17 protein-coding genes and 1 pseudogene are annotated in these 16,378 nt (G+C 54.6%); 2 read left to right on the forward strand and 16 right to left on the reverse strand.

The window, feature by feature from the left end; genetic code table 11:
• On the reverse strand, positions 1–281 hold a 281-nt coding region (locus AC3WJN_RS24170), incomplete at its 3' end, for a transposase (protein WP_492329343.1).
• A gap of 105 nt (positions 282–386) precedes the next feature.
• Here AC3WJN_RS24170 and tnpA point away from each other — a divergent pair.
• Positions 387–648, forward strand: a pseudogene (tnpA, locus tag AC3WJN_RS24175) (IS200/IS605 family transposase); the annotation flags it as partial.
• Between the two features lie 428 nt (positions 649–1,076).
• Here tnpA and AC3WJN_RS24180 read toward each other — a convergent pair.
• The 4 genes from AC3WJN_RS24180 to AC3WJN_RS24195 all read right to left on the reverse strand — a co-directional run bounded on the left by AC3WJN_RS24180 (position 1,077) and on the right by AC3WJN_RS24195 (position 3,785).
• Positions 1,077–1,604, reverse strand: a complete 528-nt coding sequence (locus tag AC3WJN_RS24180; protein WP_007786714.1) for a dipeptidase — start codon at positions 1,602–1,604, stop codon at positions 1,077–1,079.
• Between the two features lie 6 nt (positions 1,605–1,610).
• Positions 1,611–2,264, reverse strand: a complete 654-nt coding sequence (locus AC3WJN_RS24185) for a helix-turn-helix transcriptional regulator (RefSeq protein ID WP_007786716.1) — start codon at positions 2,262–2,264, stop codon at positions 1,611–1,613.
• 34 nt (positions 2,265–2,298) lie between these two features.
• Entirely contained in the window at positions 2,299–2,760 is a 462-nt protein-coding gene (locus AC3WJN_RS24190) for a RidA family protein (RefSeq protein WP_007786718.1), read from the reverse strand.
• A gap of 266 nt (positions 2,761–3,026) precedes the next feature.
• A complete protein-coding gene (locus AC3WJN_RS24195) occupies positions 3,027–3,785 on the reverse strand; it encodes a TrmB family transcriptional regulator (protein ID WP_005827386.1) in 759 nt (252 codons plus the stop codon).
• A 272-nt stretch (positions 3,786–4,057) separates the two neighbouring features.
• Here AC3WJN_RS24195 and AC3WJN_RS24200 point away from each other — a divergent pair, with 272 nt between their 5' ends.
• Positions 4,058–5,242 (forward strand): NupC/NupG family nucleoside CNT transporter, encoded by a 1,185-nt coding sequence (locus tag AC3WJN_RS24200; RefSeq protein WP_005827388.1) that lies wholly within the window; start codon positions 4,058–4,060, stop codon positions 5,240–5,242.
• Between the two features lie 95 nt (positions 5,243–5,337).
• Here the strand turns inward: AC3WJN_RS24200 and AC3WJN_RS24205 are convergent, their stop codons facing one another.
• The 11 genes from AC3WJN_RS24205 to AC3WJN_RS24255 form a co-directional block, all read right to left on the reverse strand.
• Positions 5,338–6,540 carry a sensor histidine kinase gene (locus tag AC3WJN_RS24205; RefSeq protein WP_007786723.1) on the reverse strand — a complete coding sequence of 401 codons (1,203 nt, stop codon included), beginning with the start codon at positions 6,538–6,540 and terminating at the stop codon, positions 5,338–5,340.
• Between the two features lie 213 nt (positions 6,541–6,753).
• Positions 6,754–7,917, reverse strand: coding sequence for a serine hydrolase (locus tag AC3WJN_RS24210; RefSeq protein ID WP_007786724.1), 1,164 nt, complete (start codon positions 7,915–7,917; stop codon positions 6,754–6,756).
• Positions 7,917–8,807, reverse strand: a complete 891-nt coding sequence (locus AC3WJN_RS24215; protein WP_005827393.1) for a serine hydrolase — start codon at positions 8,805–8,807, stop codon at positions 7,917–7,919. The genes AC3WJN_RS24210 and AC3WJN_RS24215 overlap by 1 nt, the downstream gene beginning before the upstream one ends.
• Before the next feature lie 73 nt (positions 8,808–8,880).
• Positions 8,881–10,521 carry a peptide ABC transporter substrate-binding protein gene (locus AC3WJN_RS24220; RefSeq protein ID WP_007786729.1) on the reverse strand — a complete coding sequence of 547 codons (1,641 nt, stop codon included), beginning with the start codon at positions 10,519–10,521 and terminating at the stop codon, positions 8,881–8,883.
• 284 nt (positions 10,522–10,805) lie between these two features.
• A complete protein-coding gene (locus AC3WJN_RS24225) occupies positions 10,806–11,087 on the reverse strand; it encodes a DUF2325 domain-containing protein (protein WP_007786731.1) in 282 nt (93 codons plus the stop codon).
• Between the two features lie 71 nt (positions 11,088–11,158).
• Positions 11,159–11,353, reverse strand: coding sequence for a YezD family protein (locus AC3WJN_RS24230; protein WP_005827399.1), 195 nt, complete (start codon positions 11,351–11,353; stop codon positions 11,159–11,161).
• A 390-nt stretch (positions 11,354–11,743) separates the two neighbouring features.
• Positions 11,744–12,709 (reverse strand): ABC transporter ATP-binding protein, encoded by a 966-nt coding sequence (locus AC3WJN_RS24235; RefSeq protein WP_007786733.1) that lies wholly within the window; start codon positions 12,707–12,709, stop codon positions 11,744–11,746.
• A complete protein-coding gene (locus tag AC3WJN_RS24240; RefSeq protein WP_005827402.1) occupies positions 12,699–13,685 on the reverse strand; it encodes an ABC transporter ATP-binding protein in 987 nt (328 codons plus the stop codon). The genes AC3WJN_RS24235 and AC3WJN_RS24240 overlap by 11 nt, the downstream gene beginning before the upstream one ends.
• A gap of 7 nt (positions 13,686–13,692) precedes the next feature.
• The gene (gene opp4C / locus AC3WJN_RS24245; protein ID WP_005827404.1) at positions 13,693–14,625 is read right to left on the reverse strand and encodes an oligopeptide ABC transporter permease; all 933 of its coding nucleotides are present in this window, start codon (positions 14,623–14,625) and stop codon (positions 13,693–13,695) included.
• Positions 14,626–14,638: 13 nt separating this feature from the next.
• Positions 14,639–15,595: an ABC transporter permease gene (locus AC3WJN_RS24250; RefSeq protein ID WP_005827406.1), complete on the reverse strand. Its 957-nt coding sequence runs from the start codon at positions 15,593–15,595 to the stop codon at positions 14,639–14,641.
• 236 nt (positions 15,596–15,831) lie between these two features.
• Positions 15,832–16,167: a helix-turn-helix domain-containing protein gene (locus AC3WJN_RS24255; protein ID WP_025847541.1), complete on the reverse strand. Its 336-nt coding sequence runs from the start codon at positions 16,165–16,167 to the stop codon at positions 15,832–15,834.
• Between the last annotated feature and the right edge of the window lie 211 nt (positions 16,168–16,378).

Genomic DNA, 16,378 nt, shown 5'->3' on the forward strand with positions numbered 1-16,378 from the left:
CGGTCTTTTGCGAAGTAGTGCATCGCCTTTTTTAAGATTTCGTTCTCCTCTTCCAGATCACGAATTCGCTTTTGAAGGTCGCGTAGGGCTTTGTCTTCCGGCTTCAGTTGTCCACTGCCTGGAAAGGCTTGATTGCCGTCTTGCTTGAATTCAGCGACCCACCGATAGATGGTATTTTCATGAAGCCCCATTTCCCGGGCTACCTGCGCCACCGATTTCCCTTCTTCTTGGATGAGTCGAACGGTTTGAAGTTTGAATTCCCTGTCGTACTTTTTCGTCATGTTGGACACCTCGATTATGAACGCTTTTATTGTCGCACTCTCGATTCTCCGTGTCCAATGTAAAGTCTAGCATCAAAGAGCTATAGTTTAGCTCACACGAAGTGGATGTGCAAATACCACATTGTGTTCACCCCGAAGTATAGACGGAAAGAGATATATAATCAAGTGAGGAAAGACTTGATCGAAATCTTCAAGCGCTTATGTAAATACAAGGGTGTGGAGATTATCGAAGGTCACATGATGCCAGATCATGTCCATATGTTTAGTAGCAATTCCCCCAAAAATCTCAGCATCATCATTTATGGGATATCTGAAGGGAAAAAGCTCACTGATGATATTCGAGAAGCATGCCAGTCTGAAGTATAAATAGGGCTTGCTGAACGAATGAGAAATATACAAGAAATCATGAATAATATGCAGATTTGGTTCCAAAACAGCAAAGTCAGAGTCTGAATGGCATATCAGTAGTATAAAATACTGTTTTTCCGATCCATTTTGAACGTTTCGTGTGCCTCTTGATTGAACGAAATTCTTACTGGTGCAAGGTTTTTCAAAGAATTCCTGCAAAAACCTTGCACTTGGTTATAAATCCAGATTTTCCGCAGTTTTCTTTGATTATTTCACGATTCCTCGCGTTTATGCATTGTTCAGCAAGCCCTATATAAATGCCAAATGGACGGAACTACCTTGTAGGTCATTCCGTTCTTTCGCCATTTGAAACCAGAATCACGTACAGAAAAATCAGTTTATTAGTCCAGAGATTTTTATGCAACGCTAGTGATTTGTTCAATATCATTATTGTAGATGAAATTGTATAAAGCCGCCCTTTTTCCCTTCGCGCACCGGAGCGAAAAAGCTGCCGTCTCCCGCGTAATTGCGGCGGCTCCACGTCAGCCCCAGCATCCGCACGCCCAGCTCGTAAAAAATGCGCAGCAGGCCGAGATCGTTGTACAGCGGCTCTGCTCCCTCCAACGAGAGGATGAACGAGACTTTGCCTGCCTGTCTGGCTGTGAGCAGGTCCTGCACGCATTTGGCGATGACAAAATGGTCGCCAGACTCCGCCGCTTCCGCGTGCAGAGCGCTCACCTGGCGAAGCGCCTTGCGCAAGGCCATTTCCGGCACAAACGCATCTTCGACGAATACGGCGGCCACGACGGAATGCACGCCGCCCTGCTGAAACCGCGGCAAATACTCCGTCTCGATCAGCTTCGTCCGTCCGTAGCCGCGTTGAATCTCCACATCCATCAAAAGGTCAAAATGCCCGTCCAGCACATGGACGCCATCGTGAAAGCGCCGCGCCTGCTCCACAGTCGCATCTGCCATGCTCGCTCATCTCCCGTCTTTTTTGTCCAAATAGTTGTAGATCGTGTACTTCGTGACGTCCAGCAAATCGGCCACATGCTGGACGGCCCCTTTGATTAAAAACAGACCGACCTCGTCGAGCAGGTGGATAAACTGGATTTTTTCTTCTTTTTGCATGAGAGCGATCGGCTTGCCCGTCTTTTTCAGGCAGTCGTCGATCATTTGCTCCATCAGGCTGGTGACCGTTGGCGCGAACGTTTCTGCCGTCCGGCCTTCCTCCACCTTGTCGGCAAACGCCATCATTTCGCTCAAGGCCGACTGCGCGATCGCAATGTGCGTCAGGTCGATGTTGATGCACAGGCTGCCGATGACCTGTCCGTTTTCGTCCTTGATATAGATCGAGCTGGACTTGATCTGCTTGCCTTTGATCGTGTCGTTGCGGTAGTTGAGGTCGTAGTCCTCCTGGCTCGTCTTGGCGGTGCGCAGCGCTTGCAGCGCCAGATTGGTGACAGGGGAGCCGACCTGTCTGCCGCTCACATGGCCGTTGTGGATCGCAATGATCGAGGAAGACACGTCCGTCAGATCGTGCAGCACCACTTCGCAATGCTGGCCGAATGTTTTCGCCAGCCCTTCCACGACCGGTATGTAGCTGGCGAGAATCGGATGAATCGGTTTCGTCATGAAAAAAGCCTCGCTTCTTTTGTCTAAGATGATGTCAACTGACCTCCACAATCAGCTCAATCTCAAGCGGATTGTTGAAGGGCAGGACAGAGGTTCCGGCTGCCGCCCGCGCATGCTTGCCTGCCTCCCCGAACACTTCGATCAAAAGGTCGGAAGCGCCGTTGATGACTCGCGGCTGCTCGTAAAAATCCGGCGCGCTGCTGACCAGCGCAAACAGCTTGACCATGCGCACAATCCGGTCGAGATCGCCAAGCTCGGCTTTCAGCATCGAAAGCAGATTGAGCGCCGTAATTTTCGCCGCCTCGTACCCTTCTTCGATCGTCACGTCTGCCCCCAGCCTGCCCAGGTAGAGCGGCTTGCCATCGACGTAGCAGCCCGCCCCGGAAGTGTAGAGCAGATTGCCCGTCCGCACGCACGAGACGTAGTTCGCCATCGTCGGCGGTGGCGGCGGCAGCGTATAGCCCAGTTGCTGCAAGCGATTTTCGATCTTCGACATAGCATCACCCCGCGAATGAATGAAAAGTCAGAAATATTTTTCATTACGTTAACCATGCTATTCTGCGCACTTCTTTTTCAACAATTTTTTTGAAGACGATTAATTTTTTAAAAATCTACCCAGCAAAAAAAGCCAGGCACGCTCGCTTGCAAGCATGTCTGGCGGATTGTTGGCGCATTTCTGGCGCATTTCTGGCGCGTTGCTGGCGATCCCGCAACTCATCTGCACCTGCAAAAGCGGTTTCCCTTCGCCTTCCTAACGGAGCCTCAATAACGAAGCTGCATCAAAATGCTTCTGATCTCGTCGTCATTCATCATCAGATCGTAATGCTTCCGGCTGATTTTCGCCAGCGCGAGATCGTGGTAGAAAAATTCCGTGAAAACTTTGACAAACGGCTTGGACATCGTTTTGATCGCTTGCCACGACTGGTTTTCCTCACAGGCGAAAATCACCTCGCGCTCGTCGATAATCAGCAGGCGAAAGCGCTCCAGCGTGTGGTGCTCTGCTGCCGGAATCAGCGTATGCACTTTGGCGATATTCGGCTTCAACGCCCCGACGACGAGCACCTCCACGTCTACTCCGTCCGCTTCTTTCTGTTCCAGAAGTGGCAAATACTCGACCAGATCGTCTTTCCACGCCGAAATGCGGATGGAGCTTTTCGCTTCCTGAATCATCTGCTTGCTCTGTACGCGAATCGACGTGTCGACCTTCAGGCTCCAAACCAAATCTTCGGAGTAGGACTTTTTGCGCGACTGGATTTTCAACTGCTTGATGTTGTCCTGGAACTCTGCCGTCAGCTTTTCGATGGCAAGCGGCAAGGGCAGCGCACTGTAGAGCTTTTTCTTTTCCGATACCGAATCCAGCACCATGCCTTTTTCGATCATGCGCGACAGCACTTCGTATATTTTCGCTTTTGGCACGCCGGAATATTTCACGATTTTCGTCGCGTCCAACGGTTCCTCGCTCGACACCAGCGCTTCAAAAACTTTGCTTTCATACTGTGAAAAACCAAATTTTTGTAACATGCTTCCTCCTGCCCGTATCAACTGGTTATTTATTTCCTATGATAAAGCATAGATGGACACAAAGCCAACGAACCTCCGAATTGACAGGCGCCTGGCTTCCATGTAAGCTGGTAAAAGCCTGCAAATTAGGTTACTCCACGAGTAGTAACTAAAATTCAAAATCGTTGCACTTCTCTTTCAAAACGCTTTGAAAGCGGCTCCACGGGCCTGGAAGGGACATGCACCTCGCGCAGCATGAGATACTTGTTATAATTGGGAGGCAGAAAGTAGCAATGAATGTCGTTTTTTTGTTGACGGGTTTACTGTTTGTGTTCGGCGTGGGCTTTGCGCTCAGCCATCATCGCAGAGCGATCAGGCTAAAGCCGATTCTCATCATGATCGCCACCCAGCTCGTGCTGGCCTTTCTTTTGCTCAATACCGGGCTCGGGATTGACCTGATTTTGTTTATTTCCAAAGGCTTCGATACACTGATGAAGCTCGGGATCAGCGGAGTGGACTTCGTGTTTGGCGGGCTGGAAAACAACGGCACGTCCACCTTCTTTCTCGATGTGCTGCTGCCGATTATTTTCATCTCCGTGCTGATCGGGATTTTGAACCATTTTAAAATCTTGCCGCTGCTCATTCGCTTCACCGGCTTCGTGCTGAGCAAGCTGAACGGAATGGGCCGGCTGGAAAACTACATCGCGGTCTCCTCTGCTTTTCTCGGGCAATCGGAAGTGTTTCTGACGACGAAAAAGCAGCTCGGGCTCGTCTCCAGCAAGCGTCTCTATACGCTGTGCACCTCTGCCATGAGCGCTGTGAGCATTGCCATCGTCGGCGCCTACATGACCATGCTGGAGCCAAAATACGTGGTCGTCGCCATCGTCGTGAACATCCTGTCGGCGCTGATCGTCGCCAACATCATCAACCCGTACGAGCTGACGGCGGAAGAAGACTTGATCGAGCCTGAGGCAGAAGTAGAGAGGCCTGCCTTTTTCCAGATGATTAGCGAGAGCATCGTGGACGGGCTGAAAATCGCCGTGATCGTCGGCGCGATGTTGATCGGCTTCATCGCCCTGATGAATCTGGTCAACGAGCTGTTTTTGCTGATCTTCCGCATTTCGTTCCAGGACGTGCTCGGGTACATTTTCGCTCCTGTCGCCTTTTTGATGGGCATTCCCCAGGCGGAGATCGTTACGGCTGGCAGCATCATGGCGACGAAAATCGTCACGAACGAATTTGTCGCGATGCTCGACTTCAAGGAAATCGCGAGCAGCCTGTCGGCGAAAACGGTCGGCATCGTCTCGGTCTTCCTCGTCAGCTTTGCCAACTTCGGCTCCATCGGCATCATTACAGGCTCTGTGCGGGCGCTGAATGAAAAGCAGGGCGATCTCGTGGCGAAATTCGGCTTGAAGCTGCTGCTCGGCTCCACGCTCGCCTCTGTCTTGTCCGCCACGATCATCGGCGTCTTTCTGTGATCGGCGGCTGGCTTCCACGCAAAAAACAGGCATGCAGCTCACAGCCTTGCCTGTTTTTTTGCGTTCGCAGCTTCTGCGGATTGAGCTTGCCAGCTTCATCTGGCAAGGCAAGCTGGCTCAGCCGGGACGACGGCGCTCAAGCGCAACTCGACCCTTGTCCCTTGCCCTTCTGTCGAGTAAATCTCGATCTGCCCGCCCATTTCCTCGACCAGCTTTTTGCAGACGGAGAGGCCGATGCCCGTCCCCTTTTCCTTCGTCGTATAAAACGGCTCAAACAAATGCTTCTTGCGCTGCTCGGAAATACCGCAGCCGTTGTCCTCAATCGTCACGCTGACCGTTGATTCGGAGGCAAAAAAACGGGTGTGAATCCGGACGATTCCGTTTGTGTCCACTGCGTCGATCGCGTTTTGCATCAGGTTGAGGCAAATTTGCTCCACGTGGGATGGAATCGCCCAGACCCGGACTTGCTCAGGTGAATAATGAAAAGACAAGTGCACATCTTTTTCGATGAGAGAATGCATCGTCAGCTCATGCACCCTCTCCAGCAGCGGGTGCAGCTCGACGATTTCGTTGCGGCTGTTCGCCGCTTCATTTTTGCGGGCCAAAATCAAAAAGCTCGTGACCAGCTTGTCCAAGGTTTGCACCTCGTGCTGGCAAATTTGAATGTACTTGGCAAAGCGCTCCCTGTCTGCCGGAGAGGGAGCCTCCAGTTCCAGACTTTTTCGCATCAACTGCAAAAATCCGCGAATCGCCGTCAACGGATTGCGTATCTCATGCGCCATGCCTGCGGCCATCTGCCCGATGACCCCCATTTTTTGCTGGTGCAAATGGCTGATCTTCTGATCTTTGCTCGCCAAGTATCCGCGCATCGTGTGGTGATAGCGCACGCTTAGCACATCGTGCAGGCGCGACAACAGTTCCTCTCTGGCCAGTGCCTCCGTGCAGGCTCGCCGTATGCCCTCATACGCATGGTGGCGCAGGTTGTGCATCGCTTCGAGCAGCACTTCCTTCGGGATTTCTTCCTTCGCCCACCTCTCCCCCCACTTGTACGACTTCCTGGGCAGCGCCTGCAAATATACCGTGTACTCGCCCTCTTCTGCAAATAGCTGCTGCACCGCTTCTGTCAGCAAGCCGTGAACCCCTATCCGCTGCTGTTGCTGATATTTGCGATAGTAACGGGAAATCGGCTCTCCAAATGAAAGCATGTCTTGCATGTGCAGCTCCACGATTTCCTCCGCAGCGACCAGCAACGGCGACAGCCATCTGTCCCTGACCGAAATCCACTCTTCGTCACTCATTGTTTCCCTCTTGCCCTTCCCCATATTTTCCCAACCAAAGGACAATTCGCTAGACTGTGACTGGTTCCTTCTCACACATAAATAAAAAATGATACGCCGGTTCTCTTTTTGCACGACAACGTCCGTTTGCCGCAGCCAGGCGAAGCGTTTGCTTTTTTCCGGCAAAAAAAGGATACGCAGCGAAATAGCTTACGCATCCTTCTTTATGACAAGCTATTGCTGCTCCGACGAGCCGTTGTTTACAGAAGCTTTCGTCAATTGACGCAAGGCGTAGCTCATCCTCGCGACCTCGCCTTCCCGATCCCGGAAAAAGTCGATCCAGACGATGGAATCTCTCCGTCTAAAAATAAAGCTGTCTTTTGCTACAGGCAATAGCGGATAAACGAGGCCGTCCACTTCCAAATACAACTGCCCATCCCGCTTTGCAATCACGGTATTCAGCCATTCGTTCGATTCATAGCGGCCTGCGTATTCGGACAGTTGCTCGTCTGCCAGCTCATACGGCGCGTATGTGTACACCGGAGCGACGCCCTCTCCGTTCGTGCGGAATACTTCCAGGTAAGCCAACAGATCGTTCACGGTTGATTTGAGAAAGCCGGCGGCGCGCATGGCGGGGGCATCGTGCCAGTGCGGGGCGGCAATCACCTGATTTTCGCCGTCGAGTTTTTTGTTCGTGTACAAAATCGTGACGTCGTCCTTGTCCGCAAGCGCCTCCACGTCAAACACGGTCCGCTGCATCCCGAGCGGCTGCAAAATGTGCTCGGTCACGTACTGTTCATACGTCTGCCCGCTCACCCGCTCGATGATCGCCCCGAGCAAGCCGTAGGCGTCGTTGTTGTAGCTGAACACTTCTCCCGGCTCGCCGAACGGCTTGGCGTCAAACGCCGCGATCGCCTGCAGGACCTCTTCATACGTGTCCAGGTACGGCAGCTTTTTCAGCTCTTCCTCCGCTTCCGTCCCCGCAATCGCCGGGTCTTGCTCCATACTGCGCTTCATCGCTTTGTCCAAAAAAGGCAGCGGCGCCATTCCCGGCGTATGCGTCATGAAGTGATGAATCGTTATCCGCTTCGTCAGCTCTTCATCCCCGGCGCGAAACTCCGGCAAATACTTGACGACCGGATCGTGGACAGACAGCTTGCCAGCCTCCTGCAACTGCATGATGGCAACGCACGTAAAAGACTTGGTGATCGAGGCGATGCCAAACACCGTGTCGGCCGAGAGGGGCAGCCCGTTTTCCCTGTCGCGGTAGCCGAATGTCTTCTGGTACAGCAGCTTTCCTCCCCGCGCGACCCCAATCGCCGCTCCTGGCGCGTTGGCCTCGGCCAAAAGCTGCTCGGCATACTCTTCAAACGATTTCGTCCATGTCGTCACCTGCATCAGTTCCCCACCGCCTCGTCGTAAATCGCTCTGGCTGCGCGGGCGATGGCCAGCTCTGCGGCCTGCTTGTCGGTCACGCCCCGCGACAGTACGGTAATCGCAATCGTTCCTTTTCCATCAGGCAAATAAATCAGTCCTGCGTCGTTGACCACGGCGTTGACCGTCCCGGTCTTGTGCGCGACCTTCGTTCCTTCCGGCAGCAAGTAAGGCAGGCGGCTGTTGAACTGCTGGCGGCGCAAAATGTCCAGCATCAGCTCACAGGAGGCTTGCGTCAAAATTTCTTTTCGCGCGATCAGCATGAGCAGACGGTTCAGGTCGCGCGGCGTCGCTACGTTGTTGTCTAAAGTCGGCAGCGAGACGTCGTGGACGATTTCGTACTCGCCGGTTTCCTCCCGGCGCTCGTATTCGTCATAGCCTGCCGGGGACGGCGCTGGCTCGTTCATGCCGACACAGCGGTTGAGCAGTTGCCAGCACGTATGCCGCAAATGAATCTGCTTCAGCCCCAGCTCGTGCATGTGCGCCTCGACCTTGTCGATGCCGCCGACAAGCTCGATGATAAGATCGGTCGCGTAGTTGTCGCTGACAATCGTCATCAGCGTCGCCAAGTCCTTGACGGTCAAGGCCGCGCCCGCATCCAGCTCCTGCAAAATGCCTGAACCGGGGACGCGCGTGTCTTTTTGCGTCACCACCCGCTGGTCGAGCCGGACGCGCCCTGCCTCCACCTCGCGCATCAAGGTGACCATGATCGGAATTTTGAATGCGCTCGCCAGTTGAAAAAGCTGATCGTCGAGCTGTCCGGCCGACTCCCCCGTTTCCAGATGCTCCGCTGCGACCCCGAACACGCCTGGCGCGTCCGCGAGCGCTTTTTCCAATGCCTTCTGCCATGCCATAGGAAAGTCTCCTCCTTTTTATGGAAACGGCCAACACACATGTATCACGGGTGTCGGCCATTTCTGTCATGCGCTATTGTTCTTTGTAGCCCCACTTGAAGTCGATATAGCCCAGCGGGTCCACGGTGATGCCTTTGACCTTGTCGTTTTGCACCCAGGAGTTGACGCTGCTGTACACCCCTGTGACCGGCATCTCGTCCATCAGAATGCTTTCGGCCGCAAGCAAATGCTGGTTGCGCTTGGCCTCATCCGGCTCGGCGTACGCCTGCTTTACCAGCTCCACATAGCGCTCGCTGTGCCAGAAGGTCGAGTTGTTTGCGCTGTACTTTTCCATCAAAAGCTCCAGGAAGTTGACGGAGTCGTTGTAATCGCCTGTCCAGCCCGTGCGCGAAATCATGTACTTGCCGTGCTCCTGATCGTCGAACATGACTTTGAGCTCTTTGTTGACGAGCTTGACGTCTACTCCCAGCACCTGCTTCCACTGGGCTTGCAGCGCTTCGGCAATTTTCTTGTTGAGGTCGGAAGTGTTGTACAGGTAGGTGATCTCCGGCAGTGTCGCGATGTTCAGTTCTTTCATGCCTTCTGCCAGTAACTGTTTCGCCGTCTCGGTGTCATTATCCTTGAAAAATCCATCCGGCTTCAGGGAGGCGGAGCGCGGCACGAAGCCCATCAGCGGCGTCTGTCCAGCCTGCCCGATGTTGTCCGCGATGTCCTTGCGGTTGATCGCGTAGGCAAACGCCTTGCGAATTTTCGCATTCGTAAACGGCGGCTTTTCCGTCTGGAACAGCAAGTAGTAGTTGGTCGCGCGCTCCATCGTCTTGAGTTTGCCTTCGTCGCGCAGCGGCCCGATTGCATCCGCTGGCAAACTGCTGATCGGCCCGCCTGCCCAGTCCAGTTCGCCGCTGTTGAACAGCTCCAGCTCGGTATTCGTATCTTCAATCATGGAAAACTCGATTTCGTCCAGCTTCACGACGTCTTTGTCCCAATACTGGTCGTTTTTCGCCAGCTCGATCTTGTTTTTATGCTCCCAGTTCACCAGCTTGAACGGGCCGTTTGTCACGATCGTTTCCGGCTTTCTCGCCCAGTCGGGGTTGGACTCGACCACTTTTTGGTTGACCGGATAGTAGAAGGTGGCGAGCGTCAGGAAGTACGGGGTCGGATTTTCCAGCGTGACCTGCAAAGTCTTGGCGTCGATCACCTTGATGCCGACATCTGCTGCCTGCGCCTTGCCTTCGAAAAAGGCGCGGGCATTTTTGATCGGGTAGTATTTGTAGGCGGAGCCGCTCGCTGTTTTCGGATCGAGCACGCGCATCCAGGCAAAAGCGAAATCGTTGGCCGTCACAGGGTCGCCGTTGCTCCATTTGCTGTCGCGCAGCGTAAACGTGTACACCTTTTTATCGTCCGATATGGAAATGTCCGAGGCTACGGAATTGACCGGCTTGCCATCCTTGTCCAGCCGCACGAGCGAGTCGTACAAAGAGCGGATAAACGCGCCGGAAATGACGTCGTTGGACATGCCGGAGTCCAATGTTTCCGGCTCGGAGGCGTTCATGCGCAAAATCTGGCTGGCTGCCGGTGCAGGCGAAGCCGCTTCGGATGACGGCTGCCCTTGCGAGTCTGGCGCTGCCTGATTCGTGGGCGCACTGTTGCTGCAGCCTGCAAACAATCCGGATAGCAAAACCAAGAGACTTGTGATGACAACTGGTTTTTTCATGCTTACCCCCATTTTTTGGTTCGGCGAACGGTTGATGCATAAATATTCTGCAAATTTTGTGCCAGATCGTTTTTGCGGGCGCTGTTCCCTTCGCGTATTCAACGCTGAATACTTTTTGCTTTGGGCAGTTCCGGCAAAAATTTCCGCCTGTCTTCCCTGGGAAAAAACGCGGCCCACACGATCAGGCTGCCCATTTTTTCGTTTTCCGATTACGCAAAAAAGAAGTATTCAGTCTTGAATACTTCTATTCACGCGCGAATATGGAATTGTCCGGTAGACAGGGGTTAGCTGATCGCTGGCTGGTGCATGGAAACCGCGTCACACGACCGTCTGCAAAAGACGATCGGGACGTGCTTTTGCTTCGCCAGCTTCTTGATGTTTTTGCTGAGACTGTGGCTGACGAAGTTGATAAAGACGAGAACCAGCTCCGTATCGGCAGGAATCGTCGCCTTTACGTCCGATTTTTTTCGTCCGGAAACGTGATACACATTGCGAAACCCTTTATCCTGCAACAAGCTCTCGATTTCCCCTACCCGATCTCCACCTACTACAAGAACGCCTGCCATAACAAAGCTCCTCCTCTCTATTCTCCCGTCAGTATCAATCTGTCGTGCGCTGGGCCTGTTTGCTCCGCCTGCTATCTGCCTGTTCGTGCCTGATTGTACTTCGTCTCCGCCTTTTCAGCAGGGAGCCTGTATTTTTCGGTCCGCTCGATCTGGACCACCTGCGAGTCGTGAACCACGATGTGAATGGAGCCGTATTCCAAGCTGTCCAACGCACGCGCGATTCTCTCCCACAACCGTTCATCCAGGGCATTCTCTTTCTTTGCCATATGGTCACTCCTCCCTGTTTTTGGCGAAAAAAATCAATGTATATTATTCCTACCTATTTAGTATGTTTTGTTTCCTAATGATACCCCTCGGTCCCCTTTTTTGTCAATGAGAGCACGGGGCTTCGAGAGGCTGCGCAAATCCGGTATCGCTGGCGTTCATGTATGTCCATTGCATTTCCACGCTGTGCGGTTGCTTTGGTACTTCACCTCTTTTCCGGTTGATAGCAGAAAGACTCCCGATGAACAAGACATGCTGGTTGTCTGCACGGGAGCCTTCGGTAGTCCGATCAGCTATTTAACAAAAACCGATATACTTACTTTGATTTATAACGAGTTTATCATATACTTTCTCTCTCGGTCAATGCCTCTACTCTCCCTTTTTCGCAGCAGCTAGACCAGATGGCAGGCGACGAATCTGTCCCGGCTTACTTCGCGAAAAGCCGGGGCCTGCTCGCTGCACAGCTCCATCGCGTACGGGCAGCGCGTGTGGAACTTGCAGCCTGCGGGCGGATTGGCAGGGCTTGGCATGTCTCCCTGCAAAACGATCCGCTCGCGCTTGTGCCGCGGAATCGGTAGCGGAACGGACGACAAGAGCGCCTTCGTGTACGGATGAAGCGGCTCGGCAAACAGCTCGTCGCGGGAGGACAGCTCCACCAATGAGCCGAGGTACATGACGCCAATCCGCGAGCACAAATGCTCGACGACGCTCAAGTCGTGGGAAATGAACAAATACGTCAACTGCCGCTGCTCCTGCAACTCCGCAAACAGATTGATAATTTGCGCCTGAATCGACACGTCCAGGGCTGAAACCGGCTCGTCTGCCACGATGAAATCCGGGTTGAGGATGATCGCGCGCGCAATCCCGATCCGCTGGCGCTGACCGCCGGAAAACTCATGCGGGTAGCGGTCGATGTGATAAGGCGCAAGCCCGCACAGCTCCATGACGGCAAGCACCCGCTCTCTCGCCTCGGCGGGCGCGGCAAGCCCGTGGTCCAGAAGCGCCTCGCCCAGCGCCTCCCCGATGCGAATGCGCGGATTGAGCGAGCTGTACGGGTCCTGGAAAATAAACTGCATGCGCGGGCGCAGGGCGCGCAGTTCCGCTTTGGACAGGGCGTGCACGTCGATTCCTTGAAAGCGCACCTCGCCTGCCGTCTTTTCCAGCAGCCGCAAAATCGTGCGCCCGGTCGTGCTTTTTCCGCTGCCGGACTCGCCGACCAGCCCGAACGTCTCGCCTTTTTTGATCGAAAAGCTGACGTCGTCCACTGCCTTGACGTGGCCGACCGTCCGCCCCAACAGCCCGCCTGTGATCGGGTAATATTTTTTCAGCCGATGCACTTCCACCAGATTACCGGTCATAGCCAAATTCCTCCTCGTGCAGCCAGCAGGCTACCTTCCTCCCGTCGCCCAGCTCGCGCAGCGGCGGATGTTGCACCCGGCACTTGTCCAGGCAATGCGCGCAGCGGTCGTGGAAGTAGCAGGACTCGCCGAGCGTCGCCGGATGCGGCACCTGGCCGGGGATCGAGTACAGCTTGGCCTGCCGCTGGTTCAGCACGGGCTTCGAGCGAAGCAAGCCTTGCGTGTACGGGTGCAGCGGCGATTCGAACAGCGCTTCGACGGGCGCTTCCTCGACCACTTTTCCGGCGTACATGACCACCACGTGATCGGCCATTTCTGCGACCACACCCAGATCGTGCGTAATCAGCAGGATCGCCGTGCCTGACTCTTGCTTGATCTTGCGCAAGAGATCGAGAATTTGCGCCTGGATCGTCACATCGAGCGCGGTCGTCGGCTCGTCGGCAATCAACAGGCGCGGATGGCAGGAAATCGCAATCGCGATCATGATCCGTTGCAGCATCCCGCCGCTCAGCTCGTGCGGGTACGCTTTGGCGATCTCCCTGGCGCGGGGAATGCCGACCAGCTCGATCAGCTCGATCGCTTTTGCCAGCGCTTCTTTTTTGCGCAGCCGCTTGTGCTCGATCAGCGGCTCCATGATTTGCTCGCCGATCGTCAACACCGGATTGAGCGACGACATCGGCTCCTGAAAAATCATCGCCAGTTCGTTGCCGCGCAGTTTGCGCAGTTCCTCCTTGCTCACCTTGCGCAAGTCGCGGCCCGCGAACCACACTTCTCCGCCGACGATTTTTCCCGCCGCCTCCGAGATCAGCCCCATCAGCGACATGGCCGCAGCGCTCTTGCCGCAGCCCGACTCGCCGACGATGCACACCGTCTCGCCAGGCTGCACGCGCAAGTCGAGGCCGTCTACCGCCTTGACCACGCCCAGCTCCGACTTGAAATGCGTACTCAGCTTGCGAATGTCCACCAGCTTGTTCACGCCCGGCTCACCTGCCCTTCTGCTTCGGGTCCAGTGCGTCTCGCAGTCCGTCCCCGAGCAAATTGATCGAAATCACGGTGGCAAAAATGGCGACGCCCGGCGGTACCCACAGCCACGGCCGCTTTTGAAAATCAATCAGGGAGTTCGCCGCGTCCATCATGTTGCCCCACGTCGGTGTCGGCGGGACGACGCCCAGCCCGAAATAGGAGAGCACCGATTCGCTCAGGATCGCTCCCCCGACGTTCAAGGTCGCCACGACGATGAGCAGCGGCATCAGATTGGGCAGCAAATGGTGAAACAGCTTGCGCCGATCCCGCAGGCCGAGCACCTCTGCCGCCTGCATGAACTCGCTCTCGCGCAGCGTCAGCATCTGGCTGCGCACCAGCCGCGCCAAGCCCGGCCAGCCGATCAGGCTGAGCATGACCATCACGATGTAGATGCGGTAATCAGTCGGGATTTTCCACTCGGAGAGCACCGCGCCCATGATGAAAAGCAGCGGCAAGCCGGGAATGGTCATCAACACATCCGCCAGCCGCATAATCAACTGGTCGACCCAACCACGGTAAAAGCCTGCGAGCGCCCCGAGCACCGTCCCGATCGTGACGGACAGCACCATCGAGGCGATCCCGACCGTCAGCGAGATGCGACCCGCCTGCATCATCCGCGTCAAAATGTCCCGCCCCAAATTGTCCGTCCCGAGCCAATGCGCGAGGCTTGGCGGCTTGTTGATGCTCGCCGTGTTCACGCTGCCGCTGGCGTAGGGCGAAAAAAACGGCCCGATCAAACAAACTGCGGCCATCACCAGCAAAAACACGAGTCCGCCCATCGCCAAACGCTTCTTTTTCAGCCGCGAAAACGCCTCGCGCCACAAGGAGGATCGGCGGGAGGCAGTCCGCCCGTCTCTCGCCAGCTCCGCTGCTTCCCTCGCTACTGTCGCCATCTCGTTTCCTCCCTCACTTCAGCCGGACGCGCGGGTCAGCCACTCTGTACAGCAGATCGGCGGACAGGTTGCCCACGACGGTGAGAATCGCCAAAAACATCGTGAAGCCCATCAACAGCGGGTAGTCCCGCACCGAAAACGCCTGCATGTACAACTGTCCGACACCGGGCCAGTTGAAAATTTTTTCCGTGATGATCGCGCCGCCAAAAAGCGCCGGCAGCTCAAAGCCGAGCAGCGTAATCGCTGGCAAAAGCGCATTGCGCAGGGCGTGCTTGTGCAGGACGACTTTTTCTTTCAGCCCTTTGGCCCTGGCTGTGCGCACGAAGTCTTGCTGGATGACCTCGAGCATGTTCGTACGGAAATAGCGGGTCAGCGCCCCTACGCTCAACAGCGTCAGGACAGCCACAGGCAAAAACATGTGGCGAATGACGTCCCATGCGTAAGCAAGCCCCGTCTCCTTACTGCCGATCTGCATCATCCCGCCCGCAGGAAACAGCTTGGCATCGACCGCGAACAATTTGATGAACAGCAAGCCGACGAAAAAGACAGGCAGCGACATCGCGGCAAACACCCCGATCGTCACGAGCGCATCGAACCACGAATGCTGCTTTGCCGCAGACAGCACCCCGATGGAAATGGCGATGAGCCAGGTGAAAAACGTAGAGGTGATGGCGAGCAAAAACGAGTTCCAGATGTAGTCGTTCAAAAGCGACATCACCGGCTGCTGGTATTGCAGGGAGTAGCCGAAGTCGCCGCGCAAAGCGTTTTTCATCCAGATGACATACCGCTCCCCGACAGGCTTATCCAGTCCGTACATCGCCTTCAGCTCCAGCTTGCGCTCCGCCGTCAGCTTCGGGTTCGTATCGACGAAGTCGCCGGGCGTCATGGCGTACAAAAGAAAGATCAGAACGGATGCGCCGAAGAGGCTCAGCGCCATGTACAGCAGTCTTTTCAGGAAATAGGCGGTCATCGTTTGCCTCCTTTCGGGTGGAAAAGAAGAAAGCCCAGCCCCAGGGCCGGGCACAACTCACGGGTGCAGCCATTCGCTACTCACTCTCATCCCGCCCCTAAAGGGGGTGCTATCGCACCGTAGCGGGCTTTCTCGTTCGGAAAATCTGTAATAACCTGCCCGCGATACTTGGGCGATCTCCACCAACCAAGTAATGGGGTACATGTCCTTTAACGAAGAAAGGATGTCAAAGCGATTTATTTTCGGAATGATCCCTCCCCGAATAGATTGGGATTGCGCTTTTTTAGAAACGCGACCTGCGCTTTCAAATAATCCCGTTCTTCCTCCACGCTGGAAAACCTGGTGCGGGGCCGTCCAATAAAAGGATGGGAAGCTGCTTGTTTGCCCCGCTGATCCTGCAGTGTTTCGTGGTTGCGGCATTTCTTTACCCAGCTCTTTACCTGACTAGAACTGCGTATTCCCAGAGCATCCGCCACAGCTTGATAACTTCGTCCACCCTTTTCATATAAATCAACGGCTCTTTGTTTTGTCTCCTCTGAATACTTCACAAATGACTGCCCCTTTTTAGCCAAAGAAAATCCCCTCCAAGTATCAGTGTATCATCCAAGCTCGTTAACTTGGTCTTTTTTCACCGTCTACCTAAAGGGGATAATATCATTCTCCTGATTTTTCTGGTTTAAATCGTTTTTTGTTTTATATACAAAACCACTAGCGTTGCATAAAAAATGCGTTCGTAATTTGTCAAAGTATTCTGAATGACATTTTCAGCTACACAACCAAAAA

The sequence above is a fragment of the Brevibacillus sp. FW306-2-1A-C05A genome, from assembly GCF_058781555.1.

What these genes read in the sequence shown, in the direction of transcription:
- AC3WJN_RS24185 (WP_007786716.1), bottom strand. Translation starts at nt 2,264, where the DNA reads ATGACGAAACCGATTCATCCGATTCTCGCCAGCTACATACCGGTCGTG.
- AC3WJN_RS24205 (WP_007786723.1), bottom strand. Translation starts at nt 6,540, where the DNA reads ATGAGTGACGAAGAGTGGATTTCGGTCAGGGACAGATGGCTGTCGCCG.
- AC3WJN_RS24210 (WP_007786724.1), bottom strand. Translation starts at nt 7,917, where the DNA reads ATGCAGGTGACGACATGGACGAAATCGTTTGAAGAGTATGCCGAGCAG.
- AC3WJN_RS24200 (WP_005827388.1), top strand. Translation starts at nt 4,058, where the DNA reads ATGAATGTCGTTTTTTTGTTGACGGGTTTACTGTTTGTGTTCGGCGTG.
- AC3WJN_RS24190 (WP_007786718.1), bottom strand. Translation starts at nt 2,760, where the DNA reads ATGTCGAAGATCGAAAATCGCTTGCAGCAACTGGGCTATACGCTGCCG.
- AC3WJN_RS24225 (WP_007786731.1), bottom strand. Translation starts at nt 11,087, where the DNA reads ATGGCAGGCGTTCTTGTAGTAGGTGGAGATCGGGTAGGGGAAATCGAG.
- AC3WJN_RS24180 (WP_007786714.1), bottom strand. Translation starts at nt 1,604, where the DNA reads ATGGCAGATGCGACTGTGGAGCAGGCGCGGCGCTTTCACGATGGCGTC.
- AC3WJN_RS24230 (WP_005827399.1), bottom strand. Translation starts at nt 11,353, where the DNA reads ATGGCAAAGAAAGAGAATGCCCTGGATGAACGGTTGTGGGAGAGAATC.
- AC3WJN_RS24250 (WP_005827406.1), bottom strand. Translation starts at nt 15,595, where the DNA reads ATGACCGCCTATTTCCTGAAAAGACTGCTGTACATGGCGCTGAGCCTC.
- opp4C (WP_005827404.1), bottom strand. Translation starts at nt 14,625, where the DNA reads ATGGCGACAGTAGCGAGGGAAGCAGCGGAGCTGGCGAGAGACGGGCGG.
- AC3WJN_RS24235 (WP_007786733.1), bottom strand. Translation starts at nt 12,709, where the DNA reads ATGACCGGTAATCTGGTGGAAGTGCATCGGCTGAAAAAATATTACCCG.
- AC3WJN_RS24220 (WP_007786729.1), bottom strand. Translation starts at nt 10,521, where the DNA reads ATGAAAAAACCAGTTGTCATCACAAGTCTCTTGGTTTTGCTATCCGGA.
- AC3WJN_RS24215 (WP_005827393.1), bottom strand. Translation starts at nt 8,807, where the DNA reads ATGGCATGGCAGAAGGCATTGGAAAAAGCGCTCGCGGACGCGCCAGGC.
- AC3WJN_RS24195 (WP_005827386.1), bottom strand. Translation starts at nt 3,785, where the DNA reads ATGTTACAAAAATTTGGTTTTTCACAGTATGAAAGCAAAGTTTTTGAA.